The following is a 20,004-nucleotide window of genomic DNA, read 5'->3' as shown; positions in this document are numbered from 1 at the left end:
TGTTACCGATCAGGCACACCGTTAATCGGCAAAACCGGGAAAAGCGATTTTTCCTGACTTAAGGGTCAGCAAATAATTGACCAAAAAGTCAGAGCTGATAAATTCAGTCCATGTGTCGATTACAAAAATAACGTGCAGAGGGGCCTTCCGTGATCCAACTCTTACTCAATCAGGCGCTACGCACCGAGCACGCCCTGGACCCGAATCTGACCGTGCTCAATTATTTGCGCGAGCATCTGGGCAAACCCGGCACTAAAGAGGGCTGTGCCAGCGGCGATTGTGGCGCCTGCACCGTGGTGATCGGCGAATTGAGCACCGATAACGATGGCGCCGAGCACCTGCGCTATCGCAGCATCAATGCCTGCCTGACGTTCGTTGCCTCGTTGCACGGCAAACAATTGATCAGCGTCGAGGACCTCAAGCATCAAGGCCAACTGCACAGCGTGCAAAAAGCCATGGTCGAGTGTCACGGTTCGCAATGTGGTTTCTGCACACCCGGGTTTGTCATGTCGCTGTTCGCGCTGCAGAAGAACAGCAGCGAAGCCAACACTCATCAAGCCCACGAAGCATTGGCCGGCAATCTGTGCCGTTGCACCGGCTATCGCCCGATTCTCGCCGCCGCCGAGCAAGCCTGCACTCAACGCGAGCCCGACCAGTTCGATCAGCGCCAGACAGAGACCATCGCCCGTTTGCGGGCCATCGCACCAAAAGAAACCGGCGAACTCAATAGCGGCGACAAACGCTGCCTGGTGCCGTTGACTGTCAGCAACCTGGCCGATTTGTATAACGCCTATCCGCAAGCGCGCTTGCTGGCCGGCGGTACCGATCTGGCGCTGGAAGTCACTCAACTCCATCGCACGCTGCCGGTTATGATCTACGTCGGCAACATCGAAGAAATGAAACGCATTGAGCACTTCGACGACCGTATCGAGATCGGCGCCGCCACCTCGTTGACCGACTGCTACGCAGCACTGACCGCTGAATACCCGGACTTCGGCGAGCTGCTTCAGCGCTTCGCCTCCTTGCAGATCCGCAATCAGGGCACCTTGGGCGGCAACATCGGCAACGCCTCGCCCATCGGTGACTCCCCTCCTCTGCTGATCGCCCTCGGTGCGCAGATTGTCCTGTGCAAAGGCGAAGTCCGCCGCACCCTCGCGCTGGAAGACTACTTCATCGACTACCGCGTGACGGCACGCCAGGAAAGCGAGTTCATCGAAAAAATCATCGTACCCAAGGCCAACGACAGACAGGCGTTCCGCGCCTACAAAGTGTCGAAACGGCTGGACGACGATATTTCTGCGGTGTGCGCGGCCTTCCGCTTGCAGGTCGAGAATGGCGCCGTTGTCGATGCGCGCGTTGCATTCGGCGGCATGGCGGCGATCCCTAAACGCGCCGCTGCCTGTGAACACGCGCTGATCGGCGCACCTTGGACCTCGGCCACCGTGGAGCGTGCCTGCGCGGCCCTGGCTGAGGATTTCACCCCGTTGTCAGACTTTCGCGCAAGCAAGGAATACCGCCTGCTGAGTGCGCAAAACCTGCTGCGCAAATATTTCATCGAGCTGCAAACGCCTCACATCGAAACGCGGGTGACCTCTTATGTCTAACCATGCCCCGGACCAAACCTTGGAAGACAGCCAAGCCGAAATGGCCGCGCTGTTTCAGCAGGACCTGAGCACGGGCGTGGGTCGCAGCGTCAAGCACGACAGCGCTGACAAGCATGTGTCCGGCGAGGCGGTGTACATCGACGACCGTCTGGAATTCCCGAATCAATTGCACGTGTATGCACGCCTGTCCGACCGCGCCCACGCGCGGATCATCAGCGTCGACACATCGCCGTGCTATGCCTTTGAAGGCGTGCGCATCGCCATCACTCATGACGACATTCCGGGCCTCAAGGACATTGGTCCGCTGCTGCCGGGCGATCCGTTGCTGGCCATCGATGTTGTAGAATTCGTCGGTCAACCGGTGATCGCGGTTGCCGCACGGGATATGGAAACCGCGCGCAAGGCGGCAATGGCCGCGATCATCGAATACGAGGACCTCGAGCCCGTTCTGGACGTGGTGGAGGCCTTGCGCAAAAAACATTTCGTCTTCGACAGCCATACCCATCAACGCGGTGATTCGGCCAGCGCCCTCGCCAGTGCGCCGCATCGCCTGCAAGGCAACTTGCACATCGGCGGGCAGGAACACTTTTACCTGGAAACCCAGGTCTCGTCAGTGATGCCCACCGAAGACGGGGGCATGATTGTCTATTGCTCGACGCAAAACCCCACCGAAGTACAAAAGCTGGTGGCGGAAGTACTCGGCGTGTCGATGAACAAAATCGTGGTCGATATGCGCCGCATGGGCGGTGGTTTTGGCGGCAAGGAGACCCAGGCGGCAAGCCCTGCGTGCCTGTGCGCGGTGATCGCCGTGTTGACCGGGCTGCCGACCAAGATGCGTCTGCCCCGGGTCGAAGACATGCTGATGACCGGCAAGCGTCACCCCTTCTATATCGAATATGACGTCGGCTTCGATGACAGCGGACGCCTGCACGGGATTCAGCTGGAGTTGGCTGGCAACTGCGGCTGCTCACCGGACCTGTCCAACTCTATTGTCGACCGGGCGATGTTCCATGCCGATAACGCGTACTACCTGGGCGACGCCACCATCAATGGCCATCGTTGCAAGACCAATATCGCCTCAAACACCGCCTATCGCGGCTTCGGCGGCCCGCAAGGCATGGTCGCGATCGAAGAAGTGATGGACACCATCGCCCGTCATTTGGGCAAAGACCCGCTGGACGTGCGCAAAGCCAACTACTACGGCAAGACCGAGCGTAACGTTACCCATTACTACCAGACGGTCGAGCACAACATGCTCGAAGAAATGACCGCCGAACTGGAGGCCAGCAGCCAGTATGCAGAACGGCGAAAATCGATTCGTGCCTACAACGCACACAGCCCGGTGCTAAAAAAAGGCCTGGCGCTGACCCCGGTGAAATTCGGCATTTCCTTCACCGCCAGCTTCCTCAATCAAGCCGGTGCGCTGATCCATATCTACACCGATGGCAGCATCCACCTGAACCATGGCGGCACCGAGATGGGCCAGGGTCTGAACATCAAGGTTGCGCAGGTGGTGGCCGAGGTGTTCCAGGTTGATATCGACCGCATCCAGATCACTGCGACCACTACCGACAAAGTGCCGAACACCTCGCCGACGGCAGCTTCCAGCGGTGCAGACCTGAACGGTAAAGCTGCGCAGAACGCTGCTGAGATTCTCAAACAACGGTTGGTGGAATTTGCTGCGCGGCAGTACAAGGTCGGCGAAGATCAGGTGCAGTTTCACAATGGCCACGTGCGGATTGGCGAGCACATTCTGTCGTTCGAATCCCTGGCGCAACAGGCATGGGTCGGTCAGGTATCGCTGTCGAGCACTGGCTATTACAAGACACCTAAAATCTATTACGACCGCAGCCAGGCGCGCGGTCATCCGTTCTACTACTTCGCTTACGGCGTGGCTTGCGTTGAAGTGGTGATCGATACCTTGACCGGCGAATACAAGATGCTCCGCACCGACATCCTGCATGACGTGGGCGCCTCGCTGAACCCGGCCATCGACATGGGCCAGGTCGAAGGCGGCTTCATTCAGGGCATGGGCTGGCTGACCATGGAAGAGTTGGTGTGGAATGCCAAGGGCAAATTGATGACCAACGGCCCGGCCAGTTACAAAATTCCGGCAGTCGCCGACATGCCCCTGGACCTGCGGATCAAGCTGGTGGAAAACCGCAAAAACCCGGAAGACACGGTGTTCCATTCCAAGGCCGTGGGCGAGCCGCCGTTCATGCTCGGCATCGCCGCCTGGTGCGCGATCAAGGACGCCGTCGCCAGCCTTGGCGACTACCGACATCAACCGAAGATCGACGCGCCTGCGACCCCGGAGCGGGTGTTGTGGGGGTGCGAGCAAATGCGCACGTTGCATAGCGCGACGGCTGCGGCCGAGCGCGACCCTGGGCGCATCGCTGGCGAGCCCGCGCCTACAAGAGCTTAGGAGACCGCACATGAACAACTGGATCAGCGCTCTCGCCGAACTGCAAAACCAGGGCGAACCCTGCGTACTGGTGACCATCATCGACGAGCGCGGCTCGACGCCGCGCAATGCCGGTTCGAAGATGGTCGTCACTGCCGGACGGATTTTCGACACCGTCGGGGGTGGGCACCTGGAATACAAGGCCATGCAGATCGCCCGCGAGATGCTCGCCAGCGGCAGTCAATACACGCGCCTGGAGCGCTTCAGCCTGGGCGCCAGCCTGGGTCAGTGCTGCGGTGGGGTGAACGTCTTGCTGTTCGAACCCATGGGCCAGCCTCAGGCACAGATTGCGGTATTCGGTGCAGGGCATGTCGGCCGGGCGCTGGTCCCGCTACTCGCCAGCCTGCCCTGTCGGGTGCGCTGGATCGATTCGCGAGAACAGGAGTTCCCCGCGCTGATCCCGGAGGGCGTTACACGGATCGTCAACGAAGAGCCTGTGGATGAAGTCGAGCAATTACCCACAGGCAGTTATTGCATCGTCATGACCCACAACCATCAACTGGACCTCGAGCTGACGGCAGCCATTCTCACGCGCAATGATTTCACTTATTTCGGCTTGATCGGTTCGAAGACCAAGCGGGTCAAATTCGAGAATCGCCTGCGTGAGCGCGGTTTCGATGCGGCACTGCTGCAACGCATGCGTTGCCCGATGGGCCTGGCCGAGGTCAAAGGCAAATTGCCCTTCGAGATCGCCGTGTCCATTGCCGCTGAAGTGATCGCTACCTACAACGCCAGCTTCGGCCAACACAGCAGCCATGCCGAACCTGTTGCGCACCTATTGCCGGTTTCACGCCGCAGCCAAGTTCAATGAGATTTCTATGACATCTGTATCTGCAAAAAACGGTAGCCACACCGTCACCAAAGCCTACCGTGCTGCCATCCTGCACAGCATCGCCGATCCTGCCGAGGTGGTGGTGGTCGAGGCGTCCTATGAGTATTTCGAAGACGGTTTGCTGGTGGTCGAAAATGGCAAGATTGTCGCCCTTGGGCATGCCGCGGACCTGCTGGGACAGCTCGGTGCCGATGTCGATATTACCGAATACCCTGACGCGCTGATTACTCCCGGCTTCATCGACACGCACATCCATTTGCCACAAACCGGCATGGTCGGTTCCTATGGAGAACAACTGCTGGATTGGCTGAATACCTACACCTTTCCCTGCGAGAAACAGTTCGCTGATCCAGCTCATGCAGCTGAAGTCTCGGACATTTTCCTTAAAGAATTACTGCGTAACGGTACGACCACCGCGCTGGTGTTCGGCAGTGTGCACAAGGCCTCGGTGGAGGCGTTTTTCACCGCAGCCGAAAAGCTCAATCTGCGCATGATTGCCGGCAAGGTGATGATGGATCGCAACGCGCCGGACTACCTGACCGACACCGCAGAATCGAGCTACATCGACAGCAAGGCGTTGATCGAGCGCTGGCATGGCAAGGGTCGCCTGCACTACGCGGTGACCCCACGTTTCGCTCCGACCAGCACCCCGGAGCAGCTGGCATTGGCCGGACAATTGCTCAGTGAATACCCCGACGTGTACCTGCAAACCCACATCAGTGAGAACCTGAAAGAAATCGAATGGGTCAAGGCGCTGTTCCCGGATCGCAGCGGCTATCTGGATGTTTATGACCACTTCAATCTGCTCGGCGAGCGCTCGGTATTCGCCCACGGCGTGCACCTGTGTGACGACGAATGCCAGCGGTTGGCAGAGACCGGTTCGGCCGTGGCGTTCTGCCCGACGTCGAACCTGTTTCTGGGCAGCGGTCTGTTCAATCTGCCAATGGCCGAGAAGCACAAACTCAATGTTGGCCTGGGTACTGACGTCGGCGCAGGCACCAGCTTCTCGATCCTGCAAACGCTGAACGAAGCGTACAAAGTGATGCAGTTGCAGGGGGCGAAACTGAGCCCGTTCAAGTCGCTGTACCTGGCGACATTGGGCGGCGCGCGAGCACTGCGCCTGGAAGACAAAATTGGCAGTTTGCACCCTGGCAATGAGGCGGACTTCCTGATCCTCGACTACCACGCCACCCCGCTGCTCTCCTATCGCCTGAAACAGACCAAGGATATCGAAGAGACGTTATTTGTACTGACGACGCTGGGGGACGACCGCGCGGTGCTGGAGACCTACTCGGCGGGGCAGTTGGTGCATCAGCGATCTTGCAGTCCCACCGCTTAAATCGTCGGACTGCGCCCCGGCTTTTTCTTGCTTTGCAGCAGGTGCGAAAACACCGCGTGCAAGTCGTCTGAGGCGCTCTCTTCGTCAAGGTTGAGTTTGCTGTCGATGTGATCTATGTGATGCATCATCAGGCTCACGGCCAGCTCGGTGTTACGCGCCTCGATGGCGTCGATCAACTGGGTGTGTTCATCGTAGGAGCAGTGCGAGCGGTTGCCGCTTTCGTACTGGGCGATGATCAACGATGTCTGGGAAACGAGACTGCGCTGGAAGCTGATCAGCGGCGCATTCTGCGCGGCCACCGCCAGCGTGAGATGGAACTCGCCCGACAAGCGAATCCCGGCACCTCGGTCTCCACGTGAAAAACTGTCGCGTTCATCACTGACCATTTGCCGCAATTGGGCAAGCTGCTCAGGCGTAGCGTGTTCGACCGCCAACTCAGTGATCGCTTTTTCCACCATGCGTCGGGCAAAAAATACCTGCCGCGCCTCCTCGACGCTCGGACTGGCAACCACCGCGCCACGGTTGGGCCGCAGTAACACGACTCCTTCGTGGGCCAGGCGTGACAGGGCACGACGAATGATCGTGCGGCTGACGCCGAAAATCTCCCCGAGAGCCTCCTCGCTCAGCTTCGTACCGGGGGCCAGACGCTGTTCGAGAATCGCCTCGAAAATATGCGCGTAAACCCTGTCGTCCTGCGTGCCGACACGGCCAGCCTTGACGGTTCTCGGCTGTTTTTTGAGGGGCTGCAACGGTTCGTTCATGGGCGCTCGTGTGCAAATCACAGATAAAGTACCGCCACATTGTACACAGTGCATGAGGGGTGAATAGGTGCGGTCTTGTCTACAGCTTTACGCACACGACATCGAACATATTACGTACAACTTTAAAAAAATTATTAGGTTTTTTGTACACAAAATCACGACTTCGCTTATTGCGAGGCGCTGAGCTGGCGGTCAAAAAATCCGACAGCTCGGCGCGTTATTGCAAAGCAAACTCGGCCAACGCGTTCCCGCAAAAGCGTATTGAAAATCAACCTCCGTCAAATATCATCGGCGACCCTGACGACAAACAATTGTGTTCTAACACCCGACACCCTCGTGGTGTTTGTCCCGCCCACCAGCCTAATCAGACTCCCCTGCTCTTGGGCGGCCGCGATTCTTGTCGCTACCGACGTACCGGCATAGCGGTCCAAAAAGGCATCAAGCCACGTGCTGGACAGCGGAAATCCCAACGGTAGAGGTTGTAGCTCATGCGCCACCTGACTGTTGTGGACTCGCCGCACACTCATCATGTACAGCTTATCCAGTCCGGGCCGCTGAAACGTCAACGTGGGCGTGAAGTGCATCAAGTCCCCGCCGGGTAATAGCTCGTAACCGCTCGACGTCAACTGGCGGGTCATCAACTCACTCAGTTCCTGGGCACTCATCGCATCCGCCCCCCCTCTAAGCTTTGCCAGGTCTGACGGATCGCCGGGCAGGAAGTCCAGCCGATGAAAGGTGTCGAGCGAACTTTCATAGCTGATGTTCATGCTTTGATAGGTGCTGCCTGTAGGCCTTGCCCCATCAAGCATGGTCAGCGGATCGTTGAGTTTTGCCAATGGCGCAGCGTGCCCCTTCCTCCAGGCATTGAGCGTCGCTTTCATATTTATCAACCGGGTCGCCGTCATGCTGAGGCTGGTACTGTCGGCCAGTTGATAAAGCTTCTCCGCCAGCACTCGCTGGGAGATGGGGGTAAATGCCGGGCGAATATCAGCAATGAGGCTCTGGATTTTTTTCGAAAACAAAGGCCCATGAACCATCCATTGGCCTGCCTTGAAAGAAGCCATCTCCGGTTGATCGAACGGATTGACCCTGATGACCTCGTTCAACTCTGCGAAGCTGCCTCTGGAGTTCCCCGCTGCCGGGTTGCGCAGAAATACCATGCTCGGGCTTTGTGTCGAACCGGCAGGCAGGATATCGAAACACTCGCGGCCGATGACAACGACTTCGCGCTCAGGCGCACCGGTCACCCGGAAGATCGGCGGTTGTTGCCCGATGGGCTCCAGAACAGTCAGCTCGTCCAGCTCCTGGCCCCAGCCTTTCCAATTATCTGCTGGCACAGCGATGCTCCGACTGGTACCCGGAACCGGTTGCGGCGGCTGGCGATTGGTTTCGCTGGTTGAGGGTGCTGGCTGCTTGCGTTTGCTTGCAACGGGAATGGGCAGGGGCGCGACCGTCTCACCTTGTGGTTGGCGTCGATGGGCCTCTGCCCAGCCTGGAACTGCTCTGTGGCTTTGGTAATGTACGGCCACGTCCAATTCAAGCCGTCGTTGTTGATCGACGGGAAACGCAAACTGATCAAGCAACTCGCGCGCCTGCTTGCGCGTAAAGCTGCCATCGGGATGGGCTTCACTAATCAGCGTCTCGGCAATACTCGATTTCACCCCTCCCTTGAGGCCGACATCCATGTGATAAACCCAGTCCCCCTGCGAGTCGAGACGCACCGGAGGTTCATACCCCTGACCCACCGTCTTTTGCAGACGAAGCGACTGCTCGCCTTTGCGCCTGTAGACCTTGTAAAACTTGCCTTGCCGTTGTATCCAGAGCTGCCCGTCTGTCAACGCCGTGCCCGCGTTGACCCCGTTCTGTTTGCTTGCTCCGACCGGTGAAACGTCGGCCTCATACCCTTTGAATGACGTGAGCACGTAGCGCTTGCGCGTGACCGAGGGCAGGGTGCCCGTCAACCGGGCAGCCTGGCGCAATTTTGTCGCGCGGCGGGCGACCTTGGCGAAGGCGGCAACCGTGGCGACACCGGGCACCACTGAGAGCAGGATGTCCAGAACGCTCAGGGATGCGCTTGCCGTCAGCACCTCGCCCTCGAACGTTCTGCCCTCTCTGAAAGCTGCAGCTGCGGAGTGGCCGTCATTCCAGCCGTCATGCACGCTGAACAGGGTCCCCATACCGGGCAAGAACGACAGGATTGCCTTGAAGTACGCCATATATGCCTGGCTTTCACGAAGGTCGTGTCCACTGCGGATGTCGGCGTTGCTACGCGCATCAAGCTTGGTGTGTACATGGATCAGCCTGGCACGTACATCCACCTGCTGAGCCGCTATTTTTAGAAAAAGAGCTGGGGTGAAGGTGATAAAACCGTCGAATTTGCGTAGCAATGCCTGTTCGATATAACGCGTATTAGCCGCTTGGCTGCCCTCTTCGCCAGCACGCGAAACCAGGTACTCGATCAGCGGCGGGTTATTGATGAGTTTGTTAATCAGCCGCGCCTTGGCTTCTTGCAGACTCATGGCTTCTATCAGCGAAACGCCAGTGGGTGCCTGGGGCAAATAGACCAATGTGGTCCCTGTTGTCTCGTGGTGGATAACGCAGAGACCTGAAAGCGTCGCGCTTTTGGTTTCACCGCTTACCGCATGACCCGGGTTTAAAACGACCCAGCTCATTCGCAGTTGGGCTGCGTGCAAGTCCGCATTGGAACGTGCCTGCACCGCCTGCTCAAGCACGCGATAGCCATGAGCGCTCAAGCGTTTTTCTTGCAGGGCAGCAAAACCTTCCAGCAGAATTTCCAGTTCATAGGGTTTGAGCAAAACATCGGGCGTGATCAGCGGCGACGTCTCCGTACGCGTCTGGAACACGCGGCCCAGCAACGCCCGGTACTGAGCGGCGATATTGACCAGAGGAATGATTCGGCTGATGTAATCGACTGTCAGGCCAATCGCCGTTCCAAGGTCACCGGCAGGCGAATCGATCCGGGCAAAGGTCAGTCGCGCCGTCATCTCTTCATCCTTGGGATCGATGTTATAACGAGCCCACTCAGCCACGGAGAACCTTACCCGCCCGGCACTTGCACTCCAGCTGTTGCCATGGCGAAGCACGCCGTACTGCGGATCGATATCGAAATCCCGAGTCGCGCTTTCGGGCAGATCGATAAAGACCTGATCGGCGTCGACATCAATGCCCAGATCGTCCTTGATCCGAGCCGCGAGCGTCTGGCGGGTGAATGCCTCGAATGACGGCAACACTGCGTCCAACTCGCGTTCCAGCAAGGCCGCCGCTGCATGGTATGCGCTCAATCGCTGGCCATGCTCACGGCGAATATCGACCGGGGCGTGCAACAGCCATTGCGGCATCTGAGCAACTAATTCACCGGTTCGCTGCTGCTCTGCCACACGGTCGATGGCCTGGTCCCGCGCGTCGTTGCGATGGACCTGCAGGTTGTCAGCCGACTCCAGATACAAACGACTCAGCGTGGCCTCCTCGTTGCTGGCGTCATCAAAAAATCGTTGACCATCGGTGGCCGCGCGAATGGAGGCTTCAAGGCTTTCAATCTGCACGTGCACGCTGTGGGTCATGGCTGGCGCAGTGGTGACACGGGTAATCAACTCCAGAGGGCCGGTCCTGGCCGCGCCCATTGCCGCACCTCGCGATGAGGCAGACACATGCCGCCAGAACGGCGTGTCCAGGCCCGACTGCAAGGTGAACTGCACGTCATCTTTGAGCGCCTGCAAAGACGAGAACTTCTGCAGTCCACCACCTTTCCCCGGCATGAATAACAACGCGGACTCTTCGGCATCAGGTGTATCGAGCGCCTGTTGCGTGGTAAAAATCAGGACGCCGCTCAAGGCATGAACCGTTTCGCCGACAGCGATGCACAGGTCAGTCACCCGCACTGACTCGGCAACAGGGTCAAGCGTGCCAACCGCTTGCTGGATGTGCGTCAGCTCGACAGCGCTGATCGAGCCCTCATAGGCCTGAAGCTGCGCTTCACTGAGCAACGCTTGCTCGCGATGCGCGATCAACCCGGCAGTGTTTTCATTGATAAGTTGCGCTGTACTGGCACCCAGGGTGCTCGTAATTGCTTGCATCGACACCGAGGCGCTATGCAATGCAGCGTGAAAACGGCGGTACTCGGCCAAGGGCTTTACGCGCTCGCCCTCCTCCCCGATCCATGCCTGAATACGGTTGCCATACAGCGCGACTTTCTCTTCGCACAAGGCGACGAAACGCGCGGGCGGCAAACTGCCAAACGATACGATCCGGCGGTACAGCAAAGCGTCGACAGACGGAATGTCTTCGCCCTCTTGTGTCAGGAGGTCTGCGGGGGCTAGCGTCATTGAAATCATGGATTATTCCAGAATTGATTAGACCCGGAAGTGTGCCCAAGCCCGCCGGCGCGCAATGACTACATAAATATCGGCTACCTGTTTTCCGGACAGAAAAAAGCCCGCAACGTGAGCGGGCAAGAGATGACGAGGGAAGCTACCCGGCAGCGACTAACTGCCGCGATACGTTGAGTAGCTGTAGGGCGAAATCAATAACGGCACGTGATAGTGGTCCTGCGCGGCATCAATCCCGAACCGCAGAACCACCACATCAAGGAACGGTTGATCAGGCAAATCCACGCCCCGTGCCCGGTAGTAGTCACCGGCATGAAATTGCAATTGGTAGACGCCCGAACGGTAATCATCGCCCTGTAACAAAGGACCATCGCATCGGCCATCGGCGTTGGTCACCGCAGTGGCAACCCGCTCCAGGCGTTCACCTTCGACCCGGTACAACTCGATTTTGATAGCGCTGCCCGGGCAGCCGTGGGCGGCATCCAATACATGCGTCGTCAATCGTCCCATTGCTCGTCAGCCCCTCGCGCAGTCAGTTGAAAGATCAGGCTGCCCCCTTATGGTGCCAGGATTGAGAGCGGCGAGCCGTAATTAAGACATTTGCTAAAAAAATTGTACACAATAAATATCGCTTTCTAGAGCGGCATGACGAGGATTACATCGAGACATCTGTTTCGGCCAACAATCAGGCGATTAAGCCCTCTTGCAGATATAAGCTGATCGCTCAGGCAAGTTTCTTGCAGGCACTAGCTCCTGGAAAAACGCTAAAAACCAGGCTTACAAAACGATTTAAGAGTTGTATACAATCGAGCCATCGCGATGGCGCCGGCCTTGATTGCCCTGGCAACCGCCGCCACTGACAATACGCACATAAGGAAGCCTGCTGTGAGTGCTGACTACCCACGGGACCTGATCGGATACGGCAACAACCCGCCCCATCCTCACTGGCCGGGAAATGCCCGCATCGCGCTATCCTTCGTGCTCAATTACGAAGAAGGCGGCGAGCGCAATATTCTGCACGGTGATAAAGAGTCCGAATCTTTCCTGTCGGAAATGGTGTCAGCCCAACCGCTGCAGGGCGAGCGCAACATGAGCATGGAATCGCTCTACGAATACGGCAGCCGTGTCGGCGTGTGGCGCGTGCTCAAGTTGTTCAAAGCATTCGATATCCCGCTGACAGTTTTCGCCGTGGCCATGGCCGCGCAGCGTTACCCGGAAGTGATCCGCGCCATGGTTGCAGCCGGTCACGAAATCTGCAGCCACGGTTATCGCTGGATCGACTACCAGTACATGGATGAGGCTCAGGAGCGCGAACACATGCGTGAGGCGATTCGCATCCTTACCGAGATCAGCGGCGAACGCCCACTGGGCTGGTACACCGGCCGTACCGGGCCCAATACCCGCCGTTTGGTGATGGAGGAAGGTGGCTTTCTCTACGACTCCGATACCTATGACGATGACCTGCCCTACTGGGAACCGAACACCCCCACCGGCAAGCCGCACCTGGTGATCCCGTACACCCTGGACACTAACGACATGCGCTTTACCCAGGCGCAGGGCTTCAACAATGGAGAGCAGTTTTTCCAGTACCTCAAGGATGCGTTCGACGTGCTGTACGCCGAAGGTGCCGAGGCGCCAAAAATGCTCTCCATCGGCCTGCACTGCCGCTTGATAGGACGCCCGGCGCGACTGGCAGCGCTCAAGCGCTTTATCGAGTACGCCAAGGGCCACGAGCAGGTCTGGTTCAGTCGGCGCGTCGATATCGCCCGGCACTGGCACACCGAACATCCTTATCAGAATACCGAGATCACGCCATGAGCCGCTTTCAGACACTGACGCCATCGTCTCTGAGCCGTGAAGCGTTCGTCGCCGCCTTCGCTGATATTTATGAACATTCACCGTGGGTGGCCGAGCAGGCCTACGACATGGGCCAGGGCGCAGACTTGGACCATGTCGAAACCTTGCATGCCCTTATGAGCGACATTCTGTTGAACGCTGATCATGCCCGGCAACTGGCTGTGATCAACGCCCACCCGGACCTTGCCGGCAAAGCCGCCGTGCAGGGCCAACTGACTGAAGCCAGCACGTACGAGCAAGCGGACGCCGGTATCCACCAATGCTCGGCCGAAGAGTTTCAGCGCTTCACCGAGCTGAACGACGCCTACAAGGCCAAGTTCGCGTTCCCCTTCATCATGGCGGTGAAAGGCAGTGACCGACATCAGATCCTCGCCGCTTTCGAAACACGCATTCATAACCCGGTCGACACCGAGTTCGCCTGCGCGCTGGCGGAAATCAACAAGATCGCGATGTTCCGTTTGCAGCACTTATAGTCGCCCTATCCCACGCCAGTTTTTGCAGAGGCAGACAAGAACAATGAAAGCTTACGCCGCACCGTTCGAGAAGTTCGTCAACCTGGCCGACGCCCGTCTGGGCACCAAAATCATCTCGGTCACCGATGACTGGTTCGCCGACGCCAACCGTCTGTTCCAGCCGACCCCGGCCGTCTGGAAGGAGGGCGTGTTCGATGACAACGGCAAGTGGATGGACGGCTGGGAGTCACGCCGCAAACGCTTCGAAGGTTATGACAGCGCCGTGATCCGCCTGGGCGTGCCGGGCTCGATCAAGGGCGTGGACATCGACACCTCATTTTTCACCGGCAACTTTCCGCCCTCGGCCTCGCTGGAAGCGTGCTTCCTGACCACTGGCGAGCCGGACGAAAAAACCCCATGGACTGAAGTGCTGTCGGCCGTCGAACTGCAAGGCAACAGCCACCACTTCCACGAGATCAGCAACACTCAAGCGTTCAGCCACTTGCGCTTCAACATCTACCCGGACGGCGGCGTGGCACGTCTGCGGGTGTATGGCGTTCCGTTCCGCGATTGGTCGGCCGTGAGTGACAACGAACAACTCGACCTTGCTGCAGCGCTCAATGGCGGCCGGGCGCTGGCCTGCTCCGACGAGCATTACGGGCGTATGAGCAACATCCTGAACCCGGGCCGCGGGATCAACATGGGCGACGGTTGGGAAACCGCGCGTCGACGCACGCCGGGCAATGACTGGGTGATCGTCGCCTTGGGCCATGCTGGCGAAATTGAAAAAGTCATCGTCGACACCCTGCACTTCAAGGGCAACTACCCGGACACCTGTTCGATTCAGGCCGCGCTCGTCAAAGGCGGCACGGACAATCAGATCGAAACCCAGAGCCTGTTCTGGCGCGAACTGCTGCCGGCCCAGAAGCTGGAAATGCACGCCGAACACACATTCGCCGAACAGATAAGAGCCTTGGGCCCGATTACTCATATCCGCCTGAATGTGTTCCCGGATGGGGGCGTGAGTCGCCTTCGCGTGCTGGGTAAAGTCGCGAAATAAATACAATCCCCTACAGATTAATCGTGAACCTTAGAACAGAAGAAATAGCATGCGCACACTGATGATCGAACCCCTGACCAAAGAAGCTTTCGCCCCCTTCGGTGACGTAATTGAAACCGATGGCAGCGCGCACTTCATGATCAACAACGGTTCGACCCTGCGTTTCCATCGTCTAGCCGAGGTTGAAACCGCCGCGCCGGATGACAAGGCGATCATCAGCATCTTCCGCGCCGAAGCGTTGCAGATGCCACTGACCGTGCGCATGCTGGAACGACATCCACTGGGCAGTCAGGCGTTCATACCGCTGCTCGGCAATCCTTTTCTGATTGTGGTCGCGCCACGTGGCGATGCACCTGAATCAGAGTGGGTCCGCGCCTTCATCAGTAATGGCAGGCAGGGCATTAATTACCATCGCGGCGTTTGGCACCACCCGGTGCTGACGATCGAAAAGCGGGATGATTTCCTGGTGGTTGATCGCAGCGGAACTGGCAATAACTGCGATGAGCATTTTTTCGATGAGGACCAGTGCCTGTTCCTCGACCCCCACCAACAAGGAAGGTCTGAGCGCCCTTAAGTGGTGACAGACAAGAGGTCAATTCTGTGGAAGCACATTTAATGGAATGGCTGAACCTGAGCGTGCGCTGGGTTCATATGATTACCGGCGTGGCCTGGATCGGGGCGTCGTTCTATTTTGTCTGGCTGGAAAACAACCTCAACCGAGTCAACCCGCGTGACGGGCTGGCCGGCGATTTATGGGCCATTCATGGTGGCGGTATCTACCACCTGGAAAAATACAAACTCGCCCCGCCGACCATGCCCGACAACCTGCACTGGTTCAAATGGGAAGCCTATTCCACCTGGATGTCCGGCGTAGCATTGATGTGTGTGGTGTTCTACTCCAACCCGACGCTTTATTTGCTCGCCCCTGGCAGCAGTCTTTCGGGCGTCGAAGGTATCGCCATCGGTATCGGTTCGCTGATCGCTGGCTGGTTCATCTATGACGTACTGTGCGACTCGCCACTGGGCAAGCGCCCCGCCCTGCTCGGCCTGATTCTGTTCGTGCTGCTGATTGGCGCCGCGTTCGGTTTCAGTAAAGTGTTCAGCGGTCGCGGCGCGTACCTGCATGTGGGCGCCATCATCGGCACGATCATGGTCGGCAACGTGTTCCGCATCATCATGCCCGCCCAGCGCGCATTGGTGGCCGCCATCGCTGCTGGCCGCACGCCGGACCCCAGCCTGCCCGCCAAAGGCTTACTGCGCTCCCGGCACAACAACTACTTCACCCTGCCCGTGCTGTTCATCATGATCAGCAACCACTTCCCTAGCACTTACGGCAGTCAATACAACTGGCTGATCCTGGCCGGAATCTCGGTACTGGCGGTTCTGGTTCGCCACTACTTCAATACCCGCCATAACAGCCACACATTCGCCTGGACCCTGCCCGTTGCCGCGCTGGGCATGATCTGCCTGGCGTATGTCACTGGCCCTGCGCAAGGGCCGACTGACGCGGCATCTGCAGCACGCGCCAGCGGTATCGATTTCAACAAGGTTCACAGCGTGATTCAAGAACGCTGCGCCGTGTGCCATTCGGCCAAGCCGACCAGCCCACTGTTCAGCACAGCGCCCGCTGGCGTGATGTTCGATACCCCGCAACAAATCCAGCAACTGGCACCGCGCATCCAGGCCCAGGCCGTGATTTCGCAGATCATGCCGCTGGGCAATATCACCCAGATGACCCAACAGGAACGTGATCTGATCGGCGCATGGATCGACAAGGGTGCGCAGACCAACTGATCGATTGATCCAAGGCACTTGAGCCGCGCGACTTGTGCCCGTATCCATTGCACCTTCCTGATAAGAAGCCAGAAGGTGTAAACCTTATTCAGGGCGAGTCAATCCCCTGAAAAAAGCCTGAACACTCAGGCTTTTTTGCTATAGACCGGTGACGCGCTGGACGCCCGTCCCGGGCAATCTTGAGCCTGCCGCAAAACCGGTGCTACCATGCGCAACCGCTGGCACAGGCAAGGAAAACTCTGGTTCATGAGCAGCATTCGCGAGCGTAACAAAGAACTGATCCTGCGCGCAGCCAGTGAAGAGTTCGCCGACAAGGGTTTCGCAGCCAGCAAGACCAGCGATATCGCGGCCAAGGCCGGGCTGCCAAAACCTAACGTCTACTACTACTTCAAATCCAAGGACAACCTCTACCGCGAGGTGCTCGAAAGCATCATTGAGCCGATCCTCCAGGCATCGACGCCGTTCAATCGCGACGGCGTACCGGCTGAGGTGCTGAGTGGCTACATTCGCTCGAAAATCCGCATATCCCGCGACTTGCCGTTCGCCTCGAAGGTGTTCGCTAGCGAGATCATGCACGGCGCACCGCACTTGACTGCCGAGCAAGTCGAACAGCTCAACAGCCAGGCCCGACACAACATCGACTGCATTCAGTCCTGGATCGACAGCGGTCAGATTGCACCGCTCGACCCGCACCATTTGATGTTCACCCTCTGGGCCGCGACCCAGACCTACGCCGACTTTGACTGGCAAATATCCACCGTCACCGGCAAAGCCAAACTCGACGACAGCGACTACGAAGCCGCCGCGCAGACCATCATCCGGTTGGTGCTCAAAGGGTGTGAGCCCGATAAGTGACACTGCGGCTGATACATAACCTGTAAGAGATCCCGCTCCGCCTTCGACACCGCGCAGGCGATACTGTGTGCATGCCCTGCCCACCTTGACCCCACCTTTTACCCCCGCTGGCTCTGTTAGTTCAAGCCAGCGCTTGCCTGTTACATCAGTCAGCGCTGGATCATCAGTTGCACTGGTGACCGGAAAGCTCCTAGGCTCTACGCATACTCAATTCGGAAATAGCCCATGGACAGCAACACCGGCTGGCGGGAACAGCTACGCATCATCATCTTTCAGACCGATACGGTCGCGGGCAGACGCTTCGACAAGACCTTGCTGCTGATCATTCTGAGCAGCCTGGTCGTGGTGATTATCGATAGCATCGAAAGCATTCATCACGACTACGCCAACCTGCTGGCGACTATCGAATGGGGGTTCACTCTGGTGTTCACCATCGAGTATGTCCTGCGCCTGTACTGCTCGCCTAAACCGATGCGCTACGCCTTCAGTTTCTATGGCCTGGTCGACCTGCTGGCGATTGTGCCCGGCGTTCTCGCGTTGTATTACAGCGACGCTCAATACCTGCTGATCATTCGTATCATTCGGATGTTGCGAATCTTCCGGGTGCTCAAGCTCGGTCATTACCTCAAGCAGGCCAACTACCTGCTCGCGGCGCTACGCGGCAGCAAGCAAAAGATCATCGTATTCCTGGCCACCGTCACTACCCTGGTCATCGTTTTCGGCACCCTGATGTATGTGATCGAAGGCCCTGAACATGGGTTCACCAGTATCCCCATCGGGATCTACTGGGCCATCGTCACGCTGACGACAGTAGGCTTCGGCGACATTGTGCCGAAGACACCGCTGGGGCAAATGTTGTCGTCGCTGGTGATGATCACCGGTTACTCCATCATCGCGGTGCCCACCGGGATCTTCACCGCCGAACTGGCCAACGCCATGCGTGGAGAACAACTGGAGCACACGTGTCCGGTCTGCGCCAAGAACGACCACCAGCCCAGTGCGGCGTTTTGCGCGCGGTGTGGCAATGCCTTGTTTCCGAAAAATGAGAACAAAGCATAAGCAAATTGCTTTTGAGTATTTAAATGACTATAGCCACCCGGCTATAGTCGCCAGCAATGAGCCACTCGCCCTATCAGCAGCCTCACCCACACCTCCAATAAGGAATGCGCAGTGAACAAATTCTTTGGCGCCTCACTTCTGGCCGCAGGCCTGGCCTTCGGCAGCGTGGCCCAAGCCGCCCCGACCCTGCTCAACGTTTCCTATGATGTGATGCGCGACTTCTACAAAGACTACAACAGCGCGTTCCAGAAACACTGGCAAGCCGAACACAATGAAAACGTCGCCCTGCAAATGTCCTTCGGTGGCTCAAGCAAACAGGCCCGCTCCGTAATCGATGGTCTGCCGGCTGACGTCATCACCATGAACATGGCCACCGACATCAATGCGCTGGCCGACAACGGTGGTCTGGTGCCGAAAGACTGGGTCTCTCGCCTGCCAAACAACAGCGCGCCGTTCACCTCAGCCACGGTTTTCATCGTGCGCAAGGGCAACCCTAAAGCCCTGAAAGACTGGCCTGATCTGGTCAAGGACGGTGTTCAGGTGATCGTACCCAACCCGAAAACCTCGGGTAATGGTCGCTACACTTACCTGTCGGCATGGGGTTATACGCTGAAGAATGGCGGTGATGAAGCGGCCGCGAAAAAGTTCGTCGGCCAGTTATTCAGCAATGTGCCTGTACTCGACACAGGCGGTCGTGGTGCCACGACCACCTTCATGACCAACCAGATTGGTGATGTGCTGGTGACCTTCGAAAACGAAGCCGAAATGATCGCCCGGGAATTTGGTCGGGATCAGTTCGAAGTGGTTTATCCAAGCGTTTCGGCCGAAGCCGAGCCACCCGTGACCGTGGTCGATAAAGTCGTCGACAAGAAAGGCAGCCGTGCCCTTGCAGAGGAATACCTGAAATACCTCTGGTCCCCTGAAGGCCAGGAAATCGCAGCCACCAACTACCTGCGCCCACGTGATCCGACCATATTGGCCAAATACAACGACCGCTTCCCTAAAGTCGACTTCCTCTCGGTAGAGAAAACCTTCGGCGACTGGCGCACCGTGCAAAAAACCCACTTCAGTGACGGTGGTATTTTCGACCAGATTTACACGGTGAAATAAGCCCTGGCGCATAAACAAAAACGGCGACCCTGGGGTCGCCGTTTTTTTACGCCTACTCAATGACCGTACTGACGCCCCAGCCCCGGCGGCACGCCATTGGCATCTGTCACCTGCCATGGCCCGTTACGCCCGGTCGACCAACTCCAGCCGTTATTCCAGCGGTAGTAAGTGCGCTGACGGTAGAAGGTGTCCGCCTCGTCATCCAGTACGTACACACCGAGGCGCGCATCCCAGTGGCAGTTACCACCCGGCGGTGGAGCGAAGTGGGCAGAGGTTTTGGGGCCAGTGGCGGGCGCCGGACGCTGGGGAGACGTCTGCGGCGCAGTGTGCGGTTTGCCGGATTGCGGTTTGCTGGGCAGTGTCGGAATCGACTCGCTGCTTTGCGGTCCCGTGGGGTGCTGGACGGCACACGCACTCAAGCCAAGGACCAGACTCAATAAGGTGATACGTGCGACAGCGGTCATGGGACAT

At 58.1% G+C, this 20,004-nt stretch carries 16 protein-coding genes; 12 read left to right on the top strand and 4 right to left on the bottom strand.

Annotated elements, in window-relative coordinates; all coding sequences use genetic code 11:
- Positions 1 to 149: 149 nt before the first annotated feature.
- Genes xdhA through guaD form a run of 4 tightly spaced genes read left to right on the top strand, consistent with a single transcriptional unit; the run spans position 150 to position 6,239 of the window.
- Positions 150 to 1,604: a xanthine dehydrogenase small subunit gene (xdhA, locus tag ACVBEG_RS07570; RefSeq protein ID WP_447107537.1), complete on the top strand. Its 1,455-nt coding sequence runs from the start codon at positions 150 to 152 to the stop codon at positions 1,602 to 1,604.
- Positions 1,597 to 4,029 (top strand): xanthine dehydrogenase molybdopterin binding subunit, encoded by a 2,433-nt coding sequence (xdhB, locus tag ACVBEG_RS07565; RefSeq protein ID WP_447107536.1) that lies wholly within the window; start codon positions 1,597 to 1,599, stop codon positions 4,027 to 4,029. Before xdhA ends, xdhB begins: the two co-directional genes overlap by 8 nt.
- A 10-nt stretch (positions 4,030 to 4,039) precedes the next feature.
- Positions 4,040 to 4,879: a xanthine dehydrogenase accessory protein XdhC gene (xdhC, locus tag ACVBEG_RS07560; protein ID WP_322179923.1), complete on the top strand. Its 840-nt coding sequence runs from the start codon at positions 4,040 to 4,042 to the stop codon at positions 4,877 to 4,879.
- A 7-nt stretch (positions 4,880 to 4,886) separates the two neighbouring features.
- Positions 4,887 to 6,239: a guanine deaminase gene (gene guaD / locus ACVBEG_RS07555; protein ID WP_447107535.1), complete on the top strand. Its 1,353-nt coding sequence runs from the start codon at positions 4,887 to 4,889 to the stop codon at positions 6,237 to 6,239.
- Here the strand turns inward: guaD and ACVBEG_RS07550 are convergent.
- The 3 genes from ACVBEG_RS07550 to uraH form a co-directional block, all read right to left on the bottom strand.
- Positions 6,236 to 7,000 carry a GntR family transcriptional regulator gene (locus tag ACVBEG_RS07550; protein ID WP_322179927.1) on the bottom strand — a complete coding sequence of 255 codons (765 nt, stop codon included), beginning with the start codon at positions 6,998 to 7,000 and terminating at the stop codon, positions 6,236 to 6,238. The two genes, guaD and ACVBEG_RS07550, sit on opposite strands and share 4 nt — an antisense overlap.
- Positions 7,001 to 7,278: 278 nt before the next feature.
- Entirely contained in the window at positions 7,279 to 11,352 is a 4,074-nt protein-coding gene (locus ACVBEG_RS07545) for a dermonecrotic toxin domain-containing protein (protein WP_447107534.1), read from the bottom strand.
- A gap of 150 nt (positions 11,353 to 11,502) precedes the next feature.
- Entirely contained in the window at positions 11,503 to 11,856 is a 354-nt protein-coding gene (gene uraH / locus ACVBEG_RS07540) for a hydroxyisourate hydrolase (protein ID WP_322179933.1), read from the bottom strand.
- Between the two features lie 375 nt (positions 11,857 to 12,231).
- Here uraH and puuE point away from each other — a divergent pair, with 375 nt between their 5' ends.
- The 8 genes from puuE to ACVBEG_RS07500 all read left to right on the top strand — a co-directional run bounded on the left by puuE (position 12,232) and on the right by ACVBEG_RS07500 (position 19,533).
- On the top strand, positions 12,232 to 13,164 hold the full coding sequence (gene puuE / locus ACVBEG_RS07535; RefSeq protein ID WP_322179935.1) for an allantoinase PuuE: 933 nt from the start codon (positions 12,232 to 12,234) through the stop codon (positions 13,162 to 13,164).
- Complete coding sequence (uraD, locus tag ACVBEG_RS07530; RefSeq protein WP_322179937.1) at positions 13,161 to 13,676, top strand: 2-oxo-4-hydroxy-4-carboxy-5-ureidoimidazoline decarboxylase; 516 nt, start codon at positions 13,161 to 13,163, stop codon at positions 13,674 to 13,676. The genes puuE and uraD overlap by 4 nt, the downstream gene beginning before the upstream one ends.
- A gap of 43 nt (positions 13,677 to 13,719) precedes the next feature.
- The gene (gene alc, locus ACVBEG_RS07525; RefSeq protein ID WP_322179939.1) at positions 13,720 to 14,715 is read left to right on the top strand and encodes an allantoicase; all 996 of its coding nucleotides are present in this window, start codon (positions 13,720 to 13,722) and stop codon (positions 14,713 to 14,715) included.
- 49 nt (positions 14,716 to 14,764) lie between these two features.
- A complete protein-coding gene (locus ACVBEG_RS07520) occupies positions 14,765 to 15,289 on the top strand; it encodes an ureidoglycolate lyase (protein WP_322215505.1) in 525 nt (174 codons plus the stop codon).
- 26 nt (positions 15,290 to 15,315) lie between these two features.
- A complete protein-coding gene (locus ACVBEG_RS07515; RefSeq protein WP_443691186.1) occupies positions 15,316 to 16,509 on the top strand; it encodes a urate hydroxylase PuuD in 1,194 nt (397 codons plus the stop codon).
- Positions 16,510 to 16,755: 246 nt separating this feature from the next.
- The gene (locus ACVBEG_RS07510) at positions 16,756 to 17,364 is read left to right on the top strand and encodes a TetR/AcrR family transcriptional regulator (RefSeq protein WP_322179945.1); all 609 of its coding nucleotides are present in this window, start codon (positions 16,756 to 16,758) and stop codon (positions 17,362 to 17,364) included.
- A gap of 225 nt (positions 17,365 to 17,589) precedes the next feature.
- The gene (locus ACVBEG_RS07505; protein WP_322179948.1) at positions 17,590 to 18,423 is read left to right on the top strand and encodes an ion transporter; all 834 of its coding nucleotides are present in this window, start codon (positions 17,590 to 17,592) and stop codon (positions 18,421 to 18,423) included.
- A gap of 111 nt (positions 18,424 to 18,534) precedes the next feature.
- On the top strand, positions 18,535 to 19,533 hold the full coding sequence (locus ACVBEG_RS07500; protein WP_322179950.1) for a sulfate ABC transporter substrate-binding protein: 999 nt from the start codon (positions 18,535 to 18,537) through the stop codon (positions 19,531 to 19,533).
- Between the two features lie 56 nt (positions 19,534 to 19,589).
- On the opposite strand, the gene ACVBEG_RS07495 is transcribed toward ACVBEG_RS07500, so the two are convergent.
- Entirely contained in the window at positions 19,590 to 19,997 is a 408-nt protein-coding gene (locus tag ACVBEG_RS07495; protein ID WP_322179952.1) for a hypothetical protein, read from the bottom strand.
- Between the last annotated feature and the right edge of the window lie 7 nt (positions 19,998 to 20,004).

This window comes from Pseudomonas sp. GG8 (assembly GCF_052976945.1).
Note: the sequence above shows the minus strand (reverse complement) of the source record. Positions and strands in the feature narration are given on the sequence as shown.

Excerpts from the sequence above, each read along its gene's own strand:
- ACVBEG_RS07495 (WP_322179952.1), bottom strand. The coding sequence starts at position 19,997 with ATGACCGCTGTCGCACGTATCACCTTATTGAGTCTGGTCCTTGGCTTG.
- uraD (WP_322179937.1), top strand. The coding sequence starts at position 13,161 with ATGAGCCGCTTTCAGACACTGACGCCATCGTCTCTGAGCCGTGAAGCG.
- xdhB (WP_447107536.1), top strand. The coding sequence starts at position 1,597 with ATGTCTAACCATGCCCCGGACCAAACCTTGGAAGACAGCCAAGCCGAA.
- guaD (WP_447107535.1), top strand. The coding sequence starts at position 4,887 with ATGACATCTGTATCTGCAAAAAACGGTAGCCACACCGTCACCAAAGCC.
- ACVBEG_RS07545 (WP_447107534.1), bottom strand. The coding sequence starts at position 11,352 with ATGATTTCAATGACGCTAGCCCCCGCAGACCTCCTGACACAAGAGGGC.
- ACVBEG_RS07520 (WP_322215505.1), top strand. The coding sequence starts at position 14,765 with ATGCGCACACTGATGATCGAACCCCTGACCAAAGAAGCTTTCGCCCCC.
- ACVBEG_RS07550 (WP_322179927.1), bottom strand. The coding sequence starts at position 7,000 with ATGAACGAACCGTTGCAGCCCCTCAAAAAACAGCCGAGAACCGTCAAG.
- xdhC (WP_322179923.1), top strand. The coding sequence starts at position 4,040 with ATGAACAACTGGATCAGCGCTCTCGCCGAACTGCAAAACCAGGGCGAA.
- ACVBEG_RS07505 (WP_322179948.1), top strand. The coding sequence starts at position 17,590 with ATGGACAGCAACACCGGCTGGCGGGAACAGCTACGCATCATCATCTTT.
- ACVBEG_RS07510 (WP_322179945.1), top strand. The coding sequence starts at position 16,756 with ATGAGCAGCATTCGCGAGCGTAACAAAGAACTGATCCTGCGCGCAGCC.
- uraH (WP_322179933.1), bottom strand. The coding sequence starts at position 11,856 with ATGGGACGATTGACGACGCATGTATTGGATGCCGCCCACGGCTGCCCG.
- alc (WP_322179939.1), top strand. The coding sequence starts at position 13,720 with ATGAAAGCTTACGCCGCACCGTTCGAGAAGTTCGTCAACCTGGCCGAC.